The sequence below is a fragment of the Exiguobacterium sp. s145 genome, from assembly GCF_018618835.1.
GTDB classification, from domain to species: Bacteria; Bacillota; Bacilli; order Exiguobacteriales; family Exiguobacteriaceae; genus Exiguobacterium_A; species Exiguobacterium_A artemiae.
In genome coordinates this window covers 1-19187 of record NZ_JACSMV010000020.1, presented here as the reverse complement: position 1 = coordinate 19187, position 19187 = coordinate 1, and the positions used below count along the sequence as shown (strand labels likewise).

15 protein-coding genes are annotated in these 19187 nt (G+C 43.9%); 9 read left to right on the top strand and 6 right to left on the bottom strand.

The window, feature by feature from the left end:
• The first annotated feature begins 19 nt into the window (after nucleotides 1-19).
• Complete coding sequence (locus KNQ07_RS13060) at nucleotides 20-2725, top strand: immunoglobulin-like domain-containing protein (protein WP_214767158.1); 2706 nt, start codon at nucleotides 20-22, stop codon at nucleotides 2723-2725.
• Between the two features lie 82 nt (nucleotides 2726-2807).
• Here KNQ07_RS13060 and KNQ07_RS13055 read toward each other — a convergent pair whose 3' ends face one another.
• The 3 genes from KNQ07_RS13055 to KNQ07_RS13045 all read right to left on the bottom strand — a co-directional run bounded on the left by KNQ07_RS13055 (nucleotide 2808) and on the right by KNQ07_RS13045 (nucleotide 10332).
• On the bottom strand, nucleotides 2808-6992 hold the full coding sequence (locus KNQ07_RS13055; protein WP_214767156.1) for an AAA domain-containing protein: 4185 nt from the start codon (nucleotides 6990-6992) through the stop codon (nucleotides 2808-2810).
• A 186-nt stretch (nucleotides 6993-7178) separates the two neighbouring features.
• On the bottom strand, nucleotides 7179-9005 hold the full coding sequence (locus tag KNQ07_RS13050; protein WP_214767154.1) for a DUF262 domain-containing protein: 1827 nt from the start codon (nucleotides 9003-9005) through the stop codon (nucleotides 7179-7181).
• A gap of 1 nt (nucleotide 9006) precedes the next feature.
• Nucleotides 9007-10332 carry a DUF262 domain-containing protein gene (locus KNQ07_RS13045; protein ID WP_214767152.1) on the bottom strand — a complete coding sequence of 442 codons (1326 nt, stop codon included), beginning with the start codon at nucleotides 10330-10332 and terminating at the stop codon, nucleotides 9007-9009.
• A gap of 135 nt (nucleotides 10333-10467) precedes the next feature.
• Between KNQ07_RS13045 and KNQ07_RS13040 the strand changes: the two genes are divergently transcribed.
• The gene (locus tag KNQ07_RS13040; RefSeq protein ID WP_214767150.1) at nucleotides 10468-11316 is read left to right on the top strand and encodes a P-loop NTPase family protein; all 849 of its coding nucleotides are present in this window, start codon (nucleotides 10468-10470) and stop codon (nucleotides 11314-11316) included.
• 61 nt (nucleotides 11317-11377) lie between these two features.
• Here KNQ07_RS13040 and KNQ07_RS13035 read toward each other — a convergent pair whose 3' ends face one another.
• Nucleotides 11378-11806 carry a VOC family protein gene (locus tag KNQ07_RS13035; protein WP_131503338.1) on the bottom strand — a complete coding sequence of 143 codons (429 nt, stop codon included), beginning with the start codon at nucleotides 11804-11806 and terminating at the stop codon, nucleotides 11378-11380.
• Nucleotides 11807-12017: 211 nt separating this feature from the next.
• On the opposite strand from KNQ07_RS13035, the gene KNQ07_RS13030 reads away from it, so the two are divergent.
• The 3 genes from KNQ07_RS13030 to KNQ07_RS16355 all read left to right on the top strand — a co-directional run bounded on the left by KNQ07_RS13030 (nucleotide 12018) and on the right by KNQ07_RS16355 (nucleotide 13589).
• Nucleotides 12018-13031 (top strand): LacI family DNA-binding transcriptional regulator, encoded by a 1014-nt coding sequence (locus KNQ07_RS13030; protein ID WP_214767148.1) that lies wholly within the window; start codon nucleotides 12018-12020, stop codon nucleotides 13029-13031.
• A gap of 205 nt (nucleotides 13032-13236) precedes the next feature.
• Nucleotides 13237-13359, top strand: coding sequence for a hypothetical protein (locus KNQ07_RS16265; protein ID WP_256442214.1), 123 nt, complete (start codon nucleotides 13237-13239; stop codon nucleotides 13357-13359).
• 80 nt (nucleotides 13360-13439) lie between these two features.
• Nucleotides 13440-13589 carry a hypothetical protein gene (locus tag KNQ07_RS16355; protein ID WP_312846456.1) on the top strand — a complete coding sequence of 50 codons (150 nt, stop codon included), beginning with the start codon at nucleotides 13440-13442 and terminating at the stop codon, nucleotides 13587-13589.
• Nucleotides 13590-13660: 71 nt separating this feature from the next.
• On the opposite strand, the gene tnpB is transcribed toward KNQ07_RS16355, so the two are convergent.
• Entirely contained in the window at nucleotides 13661-14833 is a 1173-nt protein-coding gene (tnpB, locus tag KNQ07_RS13020) for an IS200/IS605 family element RNA-guided endonuclease TnpB (protein ID WP_012369233.1), read from the bottom strand.
• 91 nt (nucleotides 14834-14924) lie between these two features.
• Here tnpB and KNQ07_RS13015 point away from each other — a divergent pair, with 91 nt between their 5' ends.
• Both KNQ07_RS13015 and KNQ07_RS13010 read left to right on the top strand, forming a co-directional pair.
• Complete coding sequence (locus KNQ07_RS13015) at nucleotides 14925-15872, top strand: carbohydrate binding domain-containing protein (protein WP_214767146.1); 948 nt, start codon at nucleotides 14925-14927, stop codon at nucleotides 15870-15872.
• A 157-nt stretch (nucleotides 15873-16029) separates the two neighbouring features.
• On the top strand, nucleotides 16030-16503 hold the full coding sequence (locus KNQ07_RS13010; RefSeq protein WP_214767145.1) for a hypothetical protein: 474 nt from the start codon (nucleotides 16030-16032) through the stop codon (nucleotides 16501-16503).
• 60 nt (nucleotides 16504-16563) lie between these two features.
• Here KNQ07_RS13010 and KNQ07_RS13005 read toward each other — a convergent pair whose 3' ends face one another.
• Nucleotides 16564-17835 (bottom strand): M20/M25/M40 family metallo-hydrolase, encoded by a 1272-nt coding sequence (locus KNQ07_RS13005; RefSeq protein ID WP_214767144.1) that lies wholly within the window; start codon nucleotides 17833-17835, stop codon nucleotides 16564-16566.
• 158 nt (nucleotides 17836-17993) lie between these two features.
• On the opposite strand from KNQ07_RS13005, the gene KNQ07_RS13000 reads away from it, so the two are divergent.
• Together KNQ07_RS13000 and KNQ07_RS12995 are read left to right on the top strand one after the other, a co-directional pair.
• Nucleotides 17994-18869, top strand: coding sequence for a tetratricopeptide repeat protein (locus tag KNQ07_RS13000; RefSeq protein ID WP_251139553.1), 876 nt, complete (start codon nucleotides 17994-17996; stop codon nucleotides 18867-18869).
• A complete protein-coding gene (locus KNQ07_RS12995) occupies nucleotides 18862-19044 on the top strand; it encodes a hypothetical protein (RefSeq protein ID WP_214767140.1) in 183 nt (60 codons plus the stop codon). The genes KNQ07_RS13000 and KNQ07_RS12995 overlap by 8 nt, the downstream gene beginning before the upstream one ends.
• Nucleotides 19045-19187: the final 143 nt, after the last annotated feature.

Here is a 19187-nt window from a genome sequence, read left to right as displayed (position 1 = left end):
GAAGGTAGAAAGAAAAATGATGAAAAAATGGATTTCATATTTGTTTTTAATAGTTCTATTAATCGGTTCTATCCCTATGAGAGAAGTTGAAGCAGCGGTTGATGTAACGAAGCCTATTTTCGAAAGTCTGTCGGTAGATAAAAAGGACGTGAAGGTTGGGGAAGAAGTGACGATAACGGTCAAGGCGAATGATGCTGAGAGTGGAATTAAGCGCGTCACGGTATTTTATGACGTGCCCCAGACTGATAAATTGGAGTCCTTAAACATGAGTTACGACAGTGAGAAGAAAGCCTATGTGGCGCGTCTTATGATGACGGAAGACAAACCGTCAGGTGTATGGAAGCCAAGTGCATTGTACATTGGGGATAACGCTGGGAATGAAGCGTCTTTTTATTCCTGGAAGGGCGCATTTAACGATTTAGGTGAGTTCAATTTAAACGATTATCAAAACGATAAAATATCGCCTGAGTTTAAATCAATATCACTCAGTCAATTATTTCTTGATCAAGCACAACCCCTAGAAATAAAAGTTAGTGCAGTGGATGACACGAAAGTAAAAGGTGTCAAGGTGACATATCAACATAGTCCTTCTCAGAAGGAGAAAATCGTTATGCTCGCCCCTTCGACAGAGCTAAATGAGTACCAAACGTCTCTTCAACTGACTGAAGACTTAGATGCTGGTGAATGGAAGATAAGTTCGGTTGAAGTAGAAGACATAAACGGGAATAAAACACTTGTTACCGAAGGATTAAATAGCTATGCGTTTATTGTATTCGAAAGAATCAAACCACTGGCTAAAACATTCTATACCGGAAATACATCTTTATCTTACAGAACGATTTCTGGAGATCTTTATATTGGATCGAAAGCTATCGTGACATTAACCGGAACTACTGTTAATGGGAATATTTATGTGCTTGGAGCGATGCGGGTAACTGGTGGGGTACGTGTCAATGGGACGATTTATGCTAATAGCTTTAGCTATGGCTCAGGCTCACTTTATCAAGGCGGGGTTGTCATGAGTGGGAGCAATAACGTATCGAGTATGACGGCAAGTAATGACCCCCTTAATAAAAAATTACCATTTGAAATCTATAATGAGCCGCTCGTCAAAACAGATGGGAAAGTCACTTTTTCTGGTGCTACTGTTCCCGTTGTTGATGTAACAGTGGAAGGCGAGAAATTAAATATTAATTCCGATGGAACATTCCGCGTCAAAGACTATCCAATTGGAACGAAGCGTCAATTGAACTTTGTATTCCGAGACATTTTCGGAAATACCTGGACTAAATCGTATAATGTCTTAGATCGTTCGAAGCCTGTTGTTACGTCTTCGTTATCTAGTGGAATCTATGTTGAAGGAGAAAAGATTGTCTTAAGTGCAACAAAAGGTGCGAAAATTCACTATACGACAGATGGAACGCCGCCTACGGCTTCGAGTCCGGTATTTATCGATTCGATTCCGATTAAGGATGATATGCAGGTTCGATATATTGCGATTGACGCACTGGGAATCCATTCGGATGTTGGGATGCAGCAATTTTATGTGTATAGCATAGAGGCTTTCTTGGAGGAAGCAAGCATACTTAAAGGAAGTGGTACTCCTGGAATGAGTATCAATGTGTTGAAAGATGGAAAAAGTATCTCGGAAACGGTAATCAATGATTCAAAGAGATTTGAATTAAAACTCGACCAACAAAAAATCGGGACACGATTGACTGTAGTTGCTGAACTAAAGGGTTTAAAAAATAAAGAATATAGTTTCCTTGTTGAGGATCATACACCACCCGAAATACCAGTGATCGATCGTGTAACGAATCGTTCAACCACTGTCACAGGTCAAGCTGAACCTGGTGCTATAATTACGATGCTCATCGGGGAAACGACAGTTGAGTTTAGGACAGATGCATCGGGTCGCTTCTCACAGCCGGTTTCTCAACTTTCGGCCGGGACGATGATTAGTCTCCGTGCAAGCGATGCTTCGAACAATCAAAGTGAAAAAGTAGAGCAACGAGTCAGTGATGTCATCAAACCAATTCTTTCAGGTGTGACGAATCAGACGATTGCCTTGGGACAAGTCTTTAATCCACTATACAAAGTCACTGCGAATGATGAAACGGATGGAAACGTCACAAGTAAAATCAAAACGACAGGAACTGTCGATTCAAAACGATCAGGTGTATATACGATTACCTATACTGTCATTGACCGTGCAGGAAATCTGACAAAAGTAAATCGTCTGATTACGGTAAGAGATACGGTTAAACCAACGATTAGCGGAGTAAGTAACGTCACTATTGGATTAAATCAAAAATTTGATGTAAGAAAAAATGTATCCGCTAAAGATAATGTAGATGGAACACTAACAAAAGTGATTAAGATTACCGGCAGTATCAATGTCAATAAAGTCGGAACCTATAATCTAACTTATAGTGTCAGTGATAAAGCAGGTAATAAAACCACAATCATCCGTAAAGTCACGGTGAAAGATTTGACGAAACCGGTACTCAGTGGTGTCGCGGCTAAAACAGTCAAATACAAAACGTCCTTTAATCCTATGGCAGGAGTAAGTGCCAAGGATAACTTGGACGGGTTATTGACGAAAAAAATTAAAGTAAGTGGAACCATCAACACGAAAAAGAAAGGTTCTTATTATCTGACTTATCGTGTAGAAGATAAGGCAGGAAATTTAACGATGGTGAAACGTAAGATTACCGTTAAATGAATGTAGACAAAGAAAAAAACACCTTTCCAAAGTCGCTTGAGTACTCAACTCAGTCGACAGAAGAAAGGTGTTTTTGTGATTGTTACGCATACTCAATTAATACTGGTTTAATCTCCATCTCTTCAAGCGTCGTCCATAATGATTCCATCGCACGATCTGCATCTTGGTAGAAATGACGACCACGGATACGCCAGAAGTTCCAACCCGCCCGCTCCAAGACTTTTTGTCGGAACATGTCTGCTTCATAAGCATCTGGTCCGTGCCAACGTTCTCCATCACATTCGACGGCAAGACGGTTGTGTTCCCCTTCGACGACAAGGTCAATCCGGTAGCCATTGACTTGGACTTGAGGCGTGACGAGATATCCACGAGCGATTAGGCGACGGTAGACGGCTTCTTCGAATGGTGAGTCAAAGCGATGTTTGACGCTCTCGAAGGAAGCTTGGTCACTAAGTGGATTTTGACAATAACCGAGCAACTTGTAGCGCATACAGTTGCTGTTGCCGATGTCGTTTAATGAGACTGAGTGGAACAGAATCATTTGGTCCCGTGCCCGGCTCGCGGCGACATTAAAGCGTTGGCTATCGGTTTCTTTTGTCATCGCCATGAAGCGTTTGTTTGGGGCGACCACCATTGAGAGCAGCATGACGTCACGCTCGTCTCCTTGGAAGGTGTAGGCATCCCCGAAGCGGACTTGATGCTGCATCAACGTCTCGATTCCGATTTCGGCCGTCGCAATCCGTTCAATCTGATTAGCCTGGGCGTTACCGAGTAAGGAGACGACACCAAACGTCCGATTTTGATAAAGCGGATCTTGGATCATTCGTTTCAGTTCAGCGACGATGGCACGTGCTTCCGGTAAGTTCACCTTGTCCATCGTCGTCTCGTCGACATATCCATCACGAACAAAATGATTTTTGACGGCCGGATTTAGTCGTTCAGCACGTTGAGGCAAGCGGAGCGGGACGATTGTTCCGTCATAGACGTGGGCATTGCTGAAGCCAATGATTTCCGGCACACAGCGGAAGTGTTCCCGTAAGCCGACTTTCGTACTGAACTTGACGGAGGCTAGGGAATAGAGACTACTTGTTCCATCGAATAAAGTCATCGTCGAGTCATCTCCGAAATACGTTTTCCGTTTTTCTTCGACATTGTCCCGGTTATCGAAACTCGTTGGACTGATCTGTCGGTCATCCCCGACGATGATCGCTTTTCGAGCCCGCGACAGGAGTGAAATCGCATCCATCGTACTTTGTGAACTTTCATCAAAAATGATGACGTCAAAGAGATCGCTCGCTGCCTTGAAGGATTCAAGGACACGGTTGACCGGCATAATCCAGACCGGAATCGCGTCTTGGGCCTGCATCATTTGTTTGGCGGCTTCTTTCCGGTAACGTGGTGCATGTTTACCCGTTCCTTTTCCGACTTTTCGAATCAAGGTCGCCCAACTGTTGAGCTGTTCTTGTTTCGAAGGCGTCATCCGTTTGAGCTGTTCTTTCCAAGCGAGCGTCGCACAGAGACGAGCGACGGTCTGTCCTTCTTCTTGCTCAAGACGATGGAGCTGCTCGCGTTCGTCTGCATCACTCAAAGCTTCAAGTCGACTCTTGACGTAAGCGAGGTGCCACGCATCGCGGAGTTCGAGTGCATGAAACGTCGGAGCACTGTTCGTTCGTAATGCCGTGAGCCAGTTCGGGGCAGCTTGTTCTAGAGTCTTACTGAGTGCTTGTAGGAGACTCGCTCGGTGCTCATTCGTTTCCAAGAGTCGTAGTTCTTCATAAATCGCTGTATAGCGAGTAGCATTCCAATCACGAATCGCTTGCTGCAGCTGAATGGTGATGGGGTGGGTGAGTTCTGCTACGTCGAGTAAAGATAACCAGGTTTGTTGCTGCTCATGCAGTTCGTCCAAACGTTTCAGTTCAAAGAGTGCCTCTAGGGCATTGGTTTGAAGTCCAAGCCACTCTGATTCATACGTGAAGTCATGATTTTCATAACTTTCGTGTAATGGACGGAGGACTTGCGTAAAGTGTTGCATGATACTGTCAAGTTGGCGGAAAACATCCAGCGCTTTTCGGTACGTCGTTAAAGGACCAATCGGGATTTCAATGGAATGATGTTCAAAGCGATGCTTAAACGTCCGTTCGAGTTTCCGAAGTGATTCCGTATACGTCAAATGTTGCAAGAGTAACGTAACATCTGCGGCATTAGCCATCTTCTTCCCGTCAATCGTCACTTCATCTAAAAGAAGGGCGTATTTTTTTCGTTTTGTCCATTTAAAGAACATCCCATCGACCTTGTTTGCTTCAAACAGTGGCAAGAGTTCCGTTGCGAGTACAGATACATCTTGATCCGTTGTCGGAAGAGCGAAATCATGCAACGAAACGGACCGCTCGAGCTGCTCAATCTCAAGAAGTGTCTGTTCGAACGTCAATCGATCTTGCTCGAGCTCATCGAAATCAGAAGGATGCGCCAGCCAATGACGATATAAGGCAAGCGTCCAGTCTTCAAGCTTTGTATATTGCCGAACGGATTGCTGGAGCCAGTCGCGCAGTTGATGTTTGGTCTCATCAGACGCAGATTTCATCCATGCAACTGATAAAGCAGTCGGTTCGATCAGTTGAAGTGCTGTTACTTCGGCGACGAGTTCTTCGAAGGTCAGGGGTTCCGCAAACGCCGTCCGTGTTGGTCGACGACCGAGAATCTTGAGTTCGGCAAGTGCTTCTTGATCCTGCATCAATTCATACAGTTCCTGAATATCGACGGCACTCATCGATGCTTCTTCAGACAAAAGCGGCGTCGGAATCTGTGTCAAAATCGTGGATTGACTCATCCATTTTGCCCACTCGAGTGGCGTCTTCGTTTCTTGACCAATCGTAAGACCGTCGTGTTCGATAATGGCTTGATCAAGCATCATCCGACGCGTCGACGCAATTTCGCGACGGATCGTTTCGAGATGATTCCGAATCGTTGTGGCACTTGCTTCTAGTTCTTCAGCTGACGTCTTATTCAAATAGCTTGAGATACCATATAAAGATGTTTCTGTTTGTTTAATCGTCTTGGAATCAGCGCCTAAAACAGAGACTGCCAGTTCACGGATTTCAGCAGGCAACTTATCACGAAGGACCGTTAAGGCATGTTCTTTTTCACTCGTGACAAGGACACGTTTCCCGTGAGCGAGAAGGTGCGAAATCAAGTTGGAAATCGTGTGGCTCTTTCCGGTACCCGGTGGTCCCTGAACGACGACACCTGCGTTGTTACTTAACTGCTGAAGAATTCGTTTTTGTTCCTCATTGTAAGGAAGCGGGAATAAAATCTCTTCACCGACAGCCTGCCACTCGGTACGATCTTGTTGATCAAGGGCAGCAATTGCTGCATCGTCTGAAGTAAAGAACTGTTCGAGAGCAGGCGACAACGGTAAGTCTTGCTCGATCGCTTCCGCAAGATGTTCATGCTCTTCGATCCAACTGTGATTGGATTTTGGACGCCGATAAAGGCGGACACCTGGCATGACGTAAACGTCAGCTTTTTGTGCATAAGCATGGTCCGCGTGTAACAGCCGAAGTACTTGTTCGCTTCGTTCCTGGAGTTGCGTTTCGTCCCAAGGGTTAAAGTCGAAGGCATGGTCTTCCTTGAAATCGAGTTCGTATTCCGAGAGCTCTGCTTTCATCCAGACACTGCCCCAGTTCAACATATCTAACTCAAGTTTCGGAAGTGTTGGTGTCGTTTCAATGCGGAATACACTTTTTTCAGTATCAAAATCAATGACAGCGGGTCGGACGAAAAGTGGTCGTTGAATGGATTGTGTTGGCCAGTGTAGGTGACCGAAGGACCAAACGATTTCATGGGTATCATTATCAGTCGTTTGGAACTGATACATCCGGTACATCAAATCATATAGTGATTGTGCCTTTTCATGCTGACGCTTTTTCTCTTTCCAGTCACGAATCGCTAATTCGTAGGTCGTCCAAAGTGACGTTAATTCTTCTGGAAGAGAAGCCTTGGGTGTAACGTCGTCCCCGGTCGGCACTGTCCATTCACTTAATCTACTCGGTAGGGCAGGACGATCAATCGTGAAGGCAGGATGAAACTTCACTTCGACGATGGTTTGCTGACTGTCATCGCTTGTTGAAGTGACGTTCGGAAAGTTCATCGTCGTCTCATCTAAAATCGTTGTATACGTTTTGGTATCTCGTTGTGTTTTCAAACCAAGCTTCTTGACGGAAGCCATGAATTGAAAAAGGTTGATTGCTTTTGAACGGGTAGTGCTCATTACTAGGTAGCTCCTTATATGTAAATTTAAAAGTTAGGAAATTAGAGGTGGTTTATTGAAAAACAAAGTACTTAATTCCTAGTTTTTAGGACACTATTAGTATACAGGGAAACAGGATGAAGAGAATAGTATGGAGCAGAAAAAAGACTTTCCGAATGGGTCTTCGGAAAGCCTTGTAAATCAAGTTTAAGGTGTTGCTTGTAAGTTTTGAGCGCGTGCAATAATATTTTTCGTTATATCCTTCTTTAAAATAGCTTCCATCTCCATTTGATGCTCATGTGCTTTTTCTCTCGTCCATTTTTCATCATCACAAGTTGTCATGGCTTTCATAATCGTCAATTTCATACTTTGTTTGATTAGGTTTGGATAAGAGTCAATTTTACTAAGCGGGGATAAGTTCGAGAATTTCGAGTTTCCGGAAACCGTTATTAACGCTAGGTTACCTAAGCTATGCAAATCACTGTCATCCCATTTTGTTCCGTCAATCGGATGTTGGGGATAGAAATGCTCGATAGAGTTTCTGAACTGAAACTGCCAGTCATCAGATACGAGTGACTTGTTTTTGTAAGAGTAGCCCTCACGGAAAATTAAGTAGTCTAGATAAGAAAATACGATTCGTTCTATTTCAAATCCTGATTTCGTTTCATAATTAGATTCGCTGACTTTCTCACAGCAGTACTGTTCGAGTAATTTAATAAGATCAGTGGATTCATCATTTAGCAAATGAGAAAGGACTAATGATATCCAGTGCATCGTTTTCGGAGAAGTATAGGTGATACGCAAGCACGATTGAAGAGTTCTTAACTTTTGGTTCTGCTTTTCACGTTTTAGTGTTCCGACATATGCTGGTTTATCACTTTTTCTCTTTGTATCCCGATACTTTTCTAACCGTTGCAAAGACCATTTACCTGTTTCTTTATAATCCTTGGCGAACTCGCGTTTTACAATGTATTTGTCATACAAGACACGACATTTCAATAAAGTGAATAAAAAGTGCTTGGCGTTGTCAGGACTTTCCCAAGACCACTTTAAAGTTTGAAGAAAGTGTTTATCGTCTAAACTAGTGCTTGAGTTAGGATCCTTTAAAACAGCATTAACCTGTAGTAAAAAGTTAGGGAAAGAGATCGTTGATTCGAACCGTTCATTTTCATCTTCAAGTTCTTTGCTCCTCGTTTCAGATGTTTTGCTACTATTTAGGATCTCAAGTAACGATTTTTTAGATTGTGGTGTGTTCTTCTCGTTATCGATTTGATCAACGATTGTATCAAAGTTTTTGATTTCAGTTTGAAGATTACTCCAGTTATAAGTGAAGAGTGTCTTTCTATGATTCGGCTCAAAATTCATTTGTACGTAAGAATTCATATTTGAACACTTCTCCCAAATCATTGCACCGATTCGTTTTTCTTGGTTGGTTTCAAGTACTTCTAGTAATTTTGCCTTTGCGATTTCGTGAAGTTCTAATTGTTCACCACGAGTATTCATGATTTCGAAGTAATGATTCAAATCAATATTTTTTGGAACCTGTACTCGAATTAAAAAGACGTACTCTAGTTTTTTTGAAAATTCATTTACATCGATTGATTGCGAGTCGAAGTAATTTTGAATGATGTGATAACCATTTAAAATTTCAGCAGAAGCTAATTCTTCTGGTAATGTGTCCGCTTTATGAGCGCTAAGATGAGCGAGTGTACGATTTGATGCATCACGCGCCTCGAAGCGAAGAGCGTCTTTTGAAAAAGAAAACTTCAGATAGCGTTCAAGTAAATACAAAGTCGTTAAACGTTGTTGACCGTCAATGACTTCATAAACATTATTGTCGATCTGATTAACGATTAGATTTCCTAAGAAATATGTACGATTAGTATTATGATCAGGAATCGCACTAGCAATATCCTCGATTAACTGGAGGATTTGAAGTTCGTTCCAAGCATAATTCCGCTGATAAATCGGAACTGAATAATTAGTACTTTTAAATATATTTGCTACTGGTATGACTTTTAGATTATCGGTCATATTAGCACCATCCATTCAAGTGAGAGAGTTTGTCATACACTGCTTGATAATTCTCTTTGTTATTTGAATCAACGATTGGTTGTTCTAGTACATATAAATCTAATTCTGTCGGTGTATTCATTTCACTGATGATCGTAAAAATATCGAGTCCTTCGTTGAGACGTTCATGCTTACCTTTCGCGTATTTGTTAGTCGTTTCTTGATAGACAGCATTCATGACTAATCGAAGAGAGTAACTCCAGGTATAGAAGTAATCGAGTACCGATTTATTCAAGCTTTCAATCCCAAAACGATCAGCAAAAAATAGCAATGAGCATTCAAACAACTGCACGATATAAGTATCACCTGTTCCTTTACGTGGTATCTGGTTAGGAGGAACTGCATAGGATTGTTTAATGATCTTTTGAACTTGTTCTAATAGCTGTCCATAATGAAGGATGTAGTCAAAAAATCGTTTTCCGGCAACTAACGGTTGCGTAAGCTGGAACTGATTCAAAGAATTTGAAGCGAGCAGTTCATGATGACCATTTTTATTAAATTGTTCTATGAACAAATTACTAGCTTTATGGTATAACGCATAATTGTAGACATGCGTGCCATCAATACCTTTGAAGGCATCAATTTTACTCGTAGAATAGCCGAGGCCATGCTTTCCTTTATACCATTGAGTTAACGGGTATAAGTAGTTTTTAAATAGATTGCTTAAATCCTCTTGATTGACAGCTTCCCAACGACTAATGACATTCATTTTTTGTGCTTCGTCTTCGGTTGTCATTTCACGGAGATGATAAGATTTAAGGAGATCATGAGGAGCTAACTCTTTCCCACGTGAATTTTGGGAGTCGAAAAATTGAAAAGCTTCTTGTTCGTTGTTTGTGACAATTTGAACTGTTGTGCATTTTTCTAGAAGATAATTTTTAAAGCGAGTTCGTTCATTAGGACTTAACTCATTCGTTTTTCTAGAAAGGATACTATGATTCGTCAGTATCGCATTTGTAGACAACTCGGAGTACGTTGCTTTTAATAGTGGCTGGTTTGTATCGCCTAAACAGTAAAGTAATATCGAAAGTGTAGTGAGTCGTTGTTGACCGTCAACGATATTATATTTTAGAGGTTTGTCTTCTTTAGGTTTATCTTTTTGTAAAATTACGGATCCAAGACGATATTCAGAAAGATCTTTTTTAAAAGCTTCATATGTATCGATGAATAAAAGATTCGTTGATTTTGCACTCCATTTATATGGTCGTTGATAAGAAGGAATACAGAGGGGAATGCTGAATAATTTACTCAATGAATTAATACTCAGCTCATTCATAATTAATGACATTATAAAGCTCCTTTATTTTTTCTTTATTATACCTATTTTTTACATATTTACCTTGTTTTTTATTAAGGATAGCTGTCTTATTAATTAAGTATTAATACATGCAATAAAACTTCTACAATAAGGAGTGCGGTAGCAATGAATTCTAGACTTTATATGATTGAAGGACTTCCGGGTTCTGGGAAAACGACAACTGCAGAATTATTAAAGTGCTTATTAAAAGAAAAACAAGTTGATGCGCGTCTTCATATCGAAGGAGACGTATATCATCCTGCAGATTATGAGAGTGTTGCTTACTTAACAAATGATGAATGGACGATTTTCCAAGAAAAATTCGCTCTGCTGGATACAAGACTATTTGCTGAATCATATGAAGACCATACCTTAATGTTTTATCGCAAGTGGCAATCAGAAAAAGAAGTTCCAAAATCAGCAATTGAGTTTCTACAAGCAAGAGATATATATGAACTACCATTCGAATTGCATCAAGCATTAATCCTGAAGAAGTGGGAGGCGTTCGTCAATCAAGCCTTAGAAGCTGATACTCCATATATTTTTGAATGTTGTTTCCTACAAAATCCGTTAACGGTGGGTCTGATCAAATATGATCTGTCTGAAGCAACGCTACAGGCGTATATCACACATTTAGCGGCGATCATTGCACCATTGCGACCGGTCTTGATCTATGTGAATCAATCAGACATAGAACGGAGTTTCCGTAAAGCACTACAAGAACGTTCGAGAGAGTGGGCAGAGGGGTTCATTTCATATTACACAGAACAAGCCTATGGCATGAATCGTTCGTTATCAGGTGTAGAAGGGACGATTGCCATTTTGCAGGCGCGGCAAGCAGTGGAGCGTCAGTTGTTAGAAACATTCCCGTTTAGAGTAGAGGTATTCGGAAATGAAGACTTTTCAGCAGAAATGAGACAAGCGTGGTTGGAGCAATTAATTACATCGGCTATGCATTCAACTTTTTTAGGTTAGAGCTAATCAAAAGGCGATTCCGCAAAATGGAATCGCCTTTTGATTAGCATAAAATATGAGATTACGCCGTCACTTCACTCACTTCATGGTTCAACTGCCACTGAACACCAAACGGATCTTCGACAATACCATAGGCTTCACTCCAAAACGTTTTTTGAATCGGCATGATGACGTTGCCGTCTTGCGCGAGCTTGTCGAATGTCTCATGAATGACCTGGATGTCCGGCAGATGCAGAGCCAGCGTGACATTTTGTCCGATCGCCACCGGATCATGTGGCATCGCATCGGAAAACATGACGCGTGTGCCGTGAACAATCAATTGTGAATGCAGGACAAGCGACTGGACGTCTTTTTCAAATGGTTGACCGTCGGGACCATTGCCGGGACCAAACTCCATGATGTCGGGGAGGTCCTGTCCGAAGACTTTGGCATAATAATGGATCGCCTCGCGGGTGTTGCCGTTAAAGACCAGATAGGGGGTAATCGGCATAATAATCTTCCTCTCCATTTAAACACGGCTGACTGATGCTTATAGTATACCAAACGTTTGTTCTTATTTAAAGGTTTTTGGGATAAATAATGAAAGCGGTATCATTTATTTTTCGAATTCCGATTAAATTCTAAAAAAATGGTTGTATCTTTCCAAATCGCAGTCTATACTAAATTTATCGAAAGCGCTTTCGGTGAAATGGAGTGGTTACATGGGTACAATTTATGATTTAGCGAAAATAACCGGTTTTTCGATCACGACGGTCTCAAAAGCCTTAAATAATTATTCCGACGTCAGTGAGAAGACAAAAGCAAAAATCGTTCAGGCGGCAGCCGATATGGGCTACTTGCCGAACGCCCACGCCCAGTCGCTCTCGACGAAACGATCCTGGACGATCGGGGTCATGTTCTCGGAAGCAAACGAAGTCGGGATGATGCATCCATTCTTCAACGCGATTATCGAAAGTTTCCGGAAAGCAACGGAGCAGCAAGGCTATGACTTAATCTTTGCCTCGCGGAATCTCCGCAATCGGGACATGAGTTACCTCGAGCATTTCCAGCATCGGGCGGTCGACGGCATCGTCGTCATCTGTTCCGATCAAATGGATAAGCATGTTCAGGAACTGATTCAAAGTTCGATTCCAATCGTTGTCGTCGACATGGACAGCACCGATTGCAGTGTCGTCTTCTCGGATAACTTATCCGGCGGGACACTCGCCGTCAACCATCTCTACGAACTGGGACATCGTTTAATTGCCCATATCGCAGGTGATATGACGATCGATGCGGGACTCGCACGAATCGAAGGATACAAACAAGCGATGGATCGACTGGCGTTACCGATTCCGGACGGCTATCTGATCAACGGCGGATTTTTCTCGGTCGAAGAAGGAAAACAGGCAATGCAGACGTTGCTTGCTTTACCAAAACGTCCGACCGCAGTCTTCGTCGCAGGTGACCAAATGGCGATCGGGGCGATGGAAGCGATTCATGAAGCGGGCCTTCAGGTGCCGCAGGACATTTCCGTCGTCGGTTACGATGATATCGAAATGTCGAAATACGTCACACCCAAGCTGACGACGGTCCGGCAAGATACGGAACGGATCGGGCAGCATGCAGCAAACCTTTTGATTGAACAGATCGTCAACAAGAAGCGTGTCATGACGACGGATATCATTCCGGTCAACTTGATCGTCCGTCAGTCGACGGGACCTGTCAAAGCATAATTACTTTTTCGAAATCGCTCTCGCAGGTTGTCTTCGAGAAAACGCGAGAGCGGTTTCGAAATCCATACTATATTTTTTTGTACGTTTCCGAAGGGGCTTTCGGAACTTTTTTCAGACCATTTACGAAAGCGCTTTCGATATTTTTGAATAATAAATGAGACCGCTTACTTAGGGGACTACTAAAACCAGACAAGGATGGGATGACATGAAGAAGAAGTTTGTCAGCGTATTAACAATCGGCGCATTAACAGCAAGCGTTTTAGCAGGATGTTCAGGCGGCGAAGAGGAAAAAACGAGCGGTGGCAATCGCCACAATGTGGATCTTTAAATTCATCGGTTCGTGGAAGAACTACATCATGCCGCTCGTCCTGTTTTTCTCACCGAAAAAAATACACATTACCGGTCTTGATGGGCTTCCTTAAAGAATCACAAGTCGCAGAAAATCTCGGCTCGTTTTATCTTGGGATCGCGATTTTCGCCGTACCGATTATGATGGCTTTCTTGTTTCTATCGAAATACATCGTCAGCAGCATCTCAGCTGGTGCCGTCAAAGATTGAACTACCTCCACCTACGCTGCGCTTAGATGTGGAAGATTCCTGATTTATCCGACCTATCGATCGAAACTTGATCAGGCTAACCCCGTCGTCCCGACGGTTGAAGAAGCCAAGATACGCTCGGCCTCTTGTTTGAGATTCAGTCCTGCGTTCACATCACGGTCGTGATGGATCCCGCAACTCGGGCATGTCCATTCACGCAAGCCAAGATGTTTCACGTCCTTGTGTTGATGGCCGCAACTCGAGCACAGTTGGCTCGAGGCGAACGTCTTCCCGACCTTCACGACGGTCTTCCCGTACCAATCTGCCTTGTACTCGATCATACGGAAGAACTCCGACCAACTGACCTCAGAGATGGACTTGCTTAACTTGCGGTTCTGCTGCATGTTCTTCACCTGCAAGGTCTCGATGCCGATGATGTCGTGGTTTTTGACGATTTCGGTCGAAACCTTGTGCAGGAAATCGGTCCGCTTGTTGACGATCTTCTCGTGGATACGGGCGACCTTCCGCTTTTGTTTTTGATAGTTATTCGCCTCGGACAGCTTCACTTTCTTGTTCAGGGCGATGAGCTGACGACGGGACAACTTACGTTGTTCACGCACTAGTCTCTTCTCGAGCGTGCGGAAGTAGCGGTCGTTCTTGTACACCGTGCCGTCCGACAGGATGGCAAAGTTCTTGAGTCCGACGTCGACTCCGACGGATGAGCCCGTCTTCGGCATTTCGTTGATTTCCTGCTCGACGAGCAGGGAGACGAAGTATTTTCCTGAAGCATTACGGCGTATGGTGGCGTTCAAAATGCGTCCTTCGACCTGCTTGGAGTGGGCGAAACGAACCCATTTAAGCTTAGGAAGTTTGAGTCTGCTTGCATGAATCGAGATTTCAGGAAGTTGAGACTTTCCTTGGATATTCGTCTTGTAGGATTGAACAGGTTTTCGCTTCGACTTGAATCGAGGTCGTTCGTTCTGTTTCTTGAAGAAGCGATCATACGCATCAGCCAGATGCTTGACGCTAGTTTGCACGGAAGTGCTGTCTACTTCCTTTAACCAGTCGAACGCTTCCTTTAACATCGGAATTTCTTTGGAACAAGAACCATAAGATAGTCCTTTCCCTGTCGCTTTGTAGGTTTCTTCCCACTTCGCTAAGAAGTGGTTGAAGACGAAGCGTGAACAACCAATCGTTTTGGTAATCAGAATTTTTTGCTCTTTTGTCGGGTATATTCTGAATTTGTAAGCCTTGTATTTCAACATGATTTTCACCTCCTTAAAGAGAATATACCCGAAATGAAAGCTGGTGATTCATCTCCCGCTTTCATTTGGGCTTCGCCCTTAACGCTTAGAAGTGAGAGTATCCTCACCTGATTTTAATAAATACACCGGTAAGGACTACCACTTCCCGGACAGCGGACAGCTTGAACAATGGCATACGTATGCTGTCGATTATGTCCGGGTCTATGATTTGACGAACCGCGACTACCGTGAACCGGTCGACCCGGTGACACGTGACTTTACGTTCAAGGCAAAGGCACAGACGAAAAAGGGACAAACGGCGACGCTGACGCAACGTGGTGTCCAACTGCAAGAAGACCATCAGTATGTGCTTCGCTTCAAGGCGGACAGCAAGCGAAGTAAACAGATTCAAGTCAAGGCGAAAAATGCGGACGGAACAACAGCCTACTTGCCGACGCATGACGTGCCGTTGACCAAACAAACAACGACCGTTGATATTCCATTTACGATGACACAAGCGACGGATTTAAACAGCCAACTTCAGTTCAACTTCGGAACGGCAAAAGGCGAAGTGACGCTCGATGACGTTGAGTTGATGGATGTCACACCGATCGAAGTCGATCGGTCACCGCTCAAAAATGGTTCGTTCACGGACGGACTGAACTTCTGGAGTTCATACGTCCATTATGATGCGCAAGCGGTCGTTTCAACGGTCAATGACGCCGCGAAACTCGCCATCGCATCAGAAGGACAGGAACCATGGAGCGTTCTGCTCGAGCAAGGGAACTTGCAGCTCGTCAAAGGGCAGACGTACCAACTGACATTTAAGGCACCGTCGACAGTTGCCCGACCACTTGAAGTGACGGTCGAAAATGCAGCGTACACACGTTACTTCAGTCAAATCGTTGAACTCGGAACGGAAGCAAAAACGTATCAGTTTGACTTTACGCTCGGTCAAGACGATACAGCCGGACTGAAATTCCTGCTTGGGAAAGCAGCCGGTTCTCCGTTTGCGGCCCATGACGTAACGATTGATGATGTAAAACTGGAAGTGAAATAACACGAATTAAATTGCTTTATACAAAACGTCCAGAATAACTTCCTCGCTTGTTGAAGGGGAAGAGAATTCTGGATGTTTTTATTTTCATGTAAAAAAGGAATTTAAATCCAATTCGGAGAAAGGATATACCATGCAATTTTAGAGGGGGAACACCATCATGGTTCGTTCGACGAAACAGTATGTCGCGTTGTTTGTCGTGCTTTTGATCGCAATAATCAGTATCAATGCCTGGCCGGCGAGTCTTTATCCGGACGGTTCGATTGGTCTGCTTCAAATCGCAGCATCCTTTGTTTGGCTGATCTTTTTGACGGCTTCCGTTGTTCTTATTCGGGAAGAAAAGACGCTTTTGTTTGTTTTCTATTATCTAAGCTTCGGGTTTGTTGCCGGCACCGTGGTCTATTTGATCACGTTCTTTGAGCGGTACTGGTTAGGGGACCTTTGGTTTGATATCGTATCCGCTATTCAATATCCGTTTTATTATCTGTTTGCGGTCCCGCTGTTTGGGTTCAATGCCTGGTTTGACGTCTTGTATGGACAGTTTGCGCTGTTTGCCGGGTTTGCTTATATCGTGCTGGCGATTGGCGTAAGTGTCCAATCTAAAAAAATAGAGGCGAAGCGGTTGCGGTACTGATTGCCAGATAGTTGAAAAGCGCGCCGCGGCGCGCTTTTTTCGGTTACTTCTGTAAGATGCTCAGGTACGGAGCGGAATGAGCTGATGGTGTAGGACAGATTCAATCAAAGTGACCGTCTCGAAGGTTGCTGCGTAATCAACCGTTTCGTGTTCGGTATGCTCATGCGTGTATCCGACAGACAGATTAACAGAAGGGATGCCGAAGCCGGCAAACACCTTGGCATCACTTGATCCGCCGTTCGTTGTCGTTTGCCAGTCGGTCATTCCAGCGAGACATCCGGCTTCCTCGAACAGCTGACCGAACTCTTGTGTGCAGAACGGTATTTGATTTCGGCAGGCCGTGACAATATCGCGTGTTCCGCGGCGGTCGACAACGATGGCGCCATCCACATCATGGAGGAATTCAGGATCAATTCCTTCCGCGCCGCGGCATCCGATTTCTTCCTGAACGGTAAACGCGAGTTTCAGCGTTCCGGAGAAGTTTGTATTTTGAACGCGGTCAAGGGCTTCAAGGATCGCTGTGATGCCGGCCCGGTCGTCGGCTCCAAGGATGCCGCTTGAACTGCGGAGTGTCGTCTCGTCTTCAAGAATTGTACGGTCTTCTTCGATTAATTCCACGGTGTCCATATGAGCAGACAACAGTACGGTCGGACCAACGCCGCACTGGATGGTCGCCAGTACATTTCCACGCTTGTCGGTGTAGAGGAAATCTGTGCTCGATCTTAAATGATTGCGGAGGTGCATTGCGACCAATCGTTCCCGTTTGCTGACGCCCGGGATATCGAGCCATGTCAACAAACGGTGCTTAAATTGTTCGAGTCGTAAGGTTTCGAGATAAGTCCGGTCTTCGGTCAACCGGTAAAGACGTTCAGCCAACAACAATAAAGAAGGAAATCCGCTTTTCCGGTAGTCAAGATGTAACGTCAGTTGCGTTAATCCCATCGTCATCTGATAGGGCAGGGCAAGCTGAAGAAGTTGCCACTGCTTAAGCGACGGGGCTTGTTTCAACACAACTGATGCCCGCCCCCGACCATGGCCGTCACAACAAGACAACGTTGGGATATCGAGTGCGTTCAGCCAACGGACGATTCCCCGAATGTATGGATCAAAGGATTGATACGGTAAATCATTCGTCGAGGGATCAATCATTGCTTCACGACCGGGTAGGTTCTCGAAAGGGACCTGCTGAATCCACTCGATCAGCTGACGGTCGTTCCAGTCTACTACCGGATATTGTAAAATGGAGTCAGTCAAACAAGCGACGTGTGTTTTATTGAATTGATCGTCCCGGCTCAGACCATGTCGTGCTAACAGAATCGTTGCGTTTGTCATATAAAAACAGCTCCTTGTTGGATAAGTTGTTTTCAGTTTAGCAAGGGAGCTGTGACAGGCTGTCACACGTCAAAAATAGGAGGAAAAGCATGGAACAATCCGAACATCTCAAAGAAAAACGGCCTGGACACAGATTTCCGAGAAGGACAGTTGAAGAGATGGAACTCCGACGTAAGATGAGACTTAACCATTTTGTCCGGCAAGCCGAGTTTTTTAAGCTGTCGGAAACACCGGATTTTGTTCAAGCAAAGAAGTGGTTGTTACAGGCACTACGTATAGAAAAGAATCATCCGATCGCCAATTATCGACTGGGATATCTTCTTTATCGTGAGCACCAGTACGAACTGGCGGTTTATCATTTTAAGACGGCGCTTGACGGAACGGAGACCGATGTCTTGAGTGAGACACAGTTGATGTTAGCCAATACCTTTCTCGTTAATTGCGGAATGGCGATTACACGGGAGGCCTTGCGTGAGTTAGAGGACTTGGAACTTCGGATCGAAGGAGAGATAGACCAGGAACGCATTGAACGCTACCGGGCTGAAATGCTTGTCCAGGAAGAAAATATGTTAGACCGTTTGTATTATCGGAAAATCACGGCAGCCCATGAAACGATTATCAATGAAGAACAGTTTTACGACATCCGTCCGGATAAAGGAGAGCTGTTACTCCGAAGTTCGGATGATGGGAAAACATTGCAGGTGTTCGGAAAACCAGCTGAATCATTAAAACTACATATGTTCTTGACCCTCGTGTTACTGAATCAAAAATCATTTCAACCGTATCCGGTTTTACAGGATGCCTTGTCTGAATTAGGGGGACAAAGGATTTCTTACAACTATATGCGTCAGTTAATCCGGAGAATTCGTGATCAGTTTGTTACGTTGAATTTGATTGAATCGACATCTATTTCTTCTCCTGATTCTTCGCGTCCTGTCCAAGGATTCCGGATTCACCCGAACTGGTCGGTGACGATTCTTTGCCGGGCAGATGATTTCATTCATCCGATTCAAAAGGAGAGAAGCGATGTTTAGTCCAGTCAGTGAACGTGAGGAAAAAAGCGGGGAACGAAAAGCAAAGTCCCGGAAGACGATTCGATTACGTGATTCGGGTGCTTTTGCATTAGGGTTGTGGTTGACGCTTTTGATCCTCTTGGTAACCCCGTTAATCTTGATGTTTGTCATCATGTATTTAGCAGGAACACGATAATTCAATTGGATGTTCAAGAGAGGTCTGTCGCGAAGCGATGGATCTTTTTTTGTTCGACGAATTGTAATATTAAGTGCAACACCTAGCTGAAAACACAAAAAAAACCCATAACGGCCTCGTGTAGAATAGAGTTACCACACAAA

Excerpts from the sequence above, each read along its gene's own strand:
- KNQ07_RS13060 (WP_214767158.1), top strand. The coding sequence starts at position 20 with ATGAAAAAATGGATTTCATATTTGTTTTTAATAGTTCTATTAATCGGT.
- KNQ07_RS13055 (WP_214767156.1), bottom strand. The coding sequence starts at position 6,992 with ATGAGCACTACCCGTTCAAAAGCAATCAACCTTTTTCAATTCATGGCT.
- KNQ07_RS13050 (WP_214767154.1), bottom strand. The coding sequence starts at position 9,005 with ATGACCGATAATCTAAAAGTCATACCAGTAGCAAATATATTTAAAAGT.
- KNQ07_RS13045 (WP_214767152.1), bottom strand. The coding sequence starts at position 10,332 with ATGTCATTAATTATGAATGAGCTGAGTATTAATTCATTGAGTAAATTA.
- KNQ07_RS13040 (WP_214767150.1), top strand. The coding sequence starts at position 10,468 with ATGAATTCTAGACTTTATATGATTGAAGGACTTCCGGGTTCTGGGAAA.
- KNQ07_RS13035 (WP_131503338.1), bottom strand. The coding sequence starts at position 11,806 with ATGCCGATTACCCCCTATCTGGTCTTTAACGGCAACACCCGCGAGGCG.
- KNQ07_RS13030 (WP_214767148.1), top strand. The coding sequence starts at position 12,018 with ATGGGTACAATTTATGATTTAGCGAAAATAACCGGTTTTTCGATCACG.
- KNQ07_RS16265 (WP_256442214.1), top strand. The coding sequence starts at position 13,237 with ATGAAGAAGAAGTTTGTCAGCGTATTAACAATCGGCGCATTAACAGCA.
- KNQ07_RS16355 (WP_312846456.1), top strand. The coding sequence starts at position 13,440 with ATGGGCTTCCTTAAAGAATCACAAGTCGCAGAAAATCTCGGCTCGTTT.
- tnpB (WP_012369233.1), bottom strand. The coding sequence starts at position 14,833 with ATGTTGAAATACAAGGCTTACAAATTCAGAATATACCCGACAAAAGAG.
- KNQ07_RS13010 (WP_214767145.1), top strand. The coding sequence starts at position 16,030 with ATGGTTCGTTCGACGAAACAGTATGTCGCGTTGTTTGTCGTGCTTTTG.
- KNQ07_RS13005 (WP_214767144.1), bottom strand. The coding sequence starts at position 17,835 with ATGACAAACGCAACGATTCTGTTAGCACGACATGGTCTGAGCCGGGAC.
- KNQ07_RS13000 (WP_251139553.1), top strand. The coding sequence starts at position 17,994 with ATGGAACTCCGACGTAAGATGAGACTTAACCATTTTGTCCGGCAAGCC.
- KNQ07_RS12995 (WP_214767140.1), top strand. The coding sequence starts at position 18,862 with ATGTTTAGTCCAGTCAGTGAACGTGAGGAAAAAAGCGGGGAACGAAAA.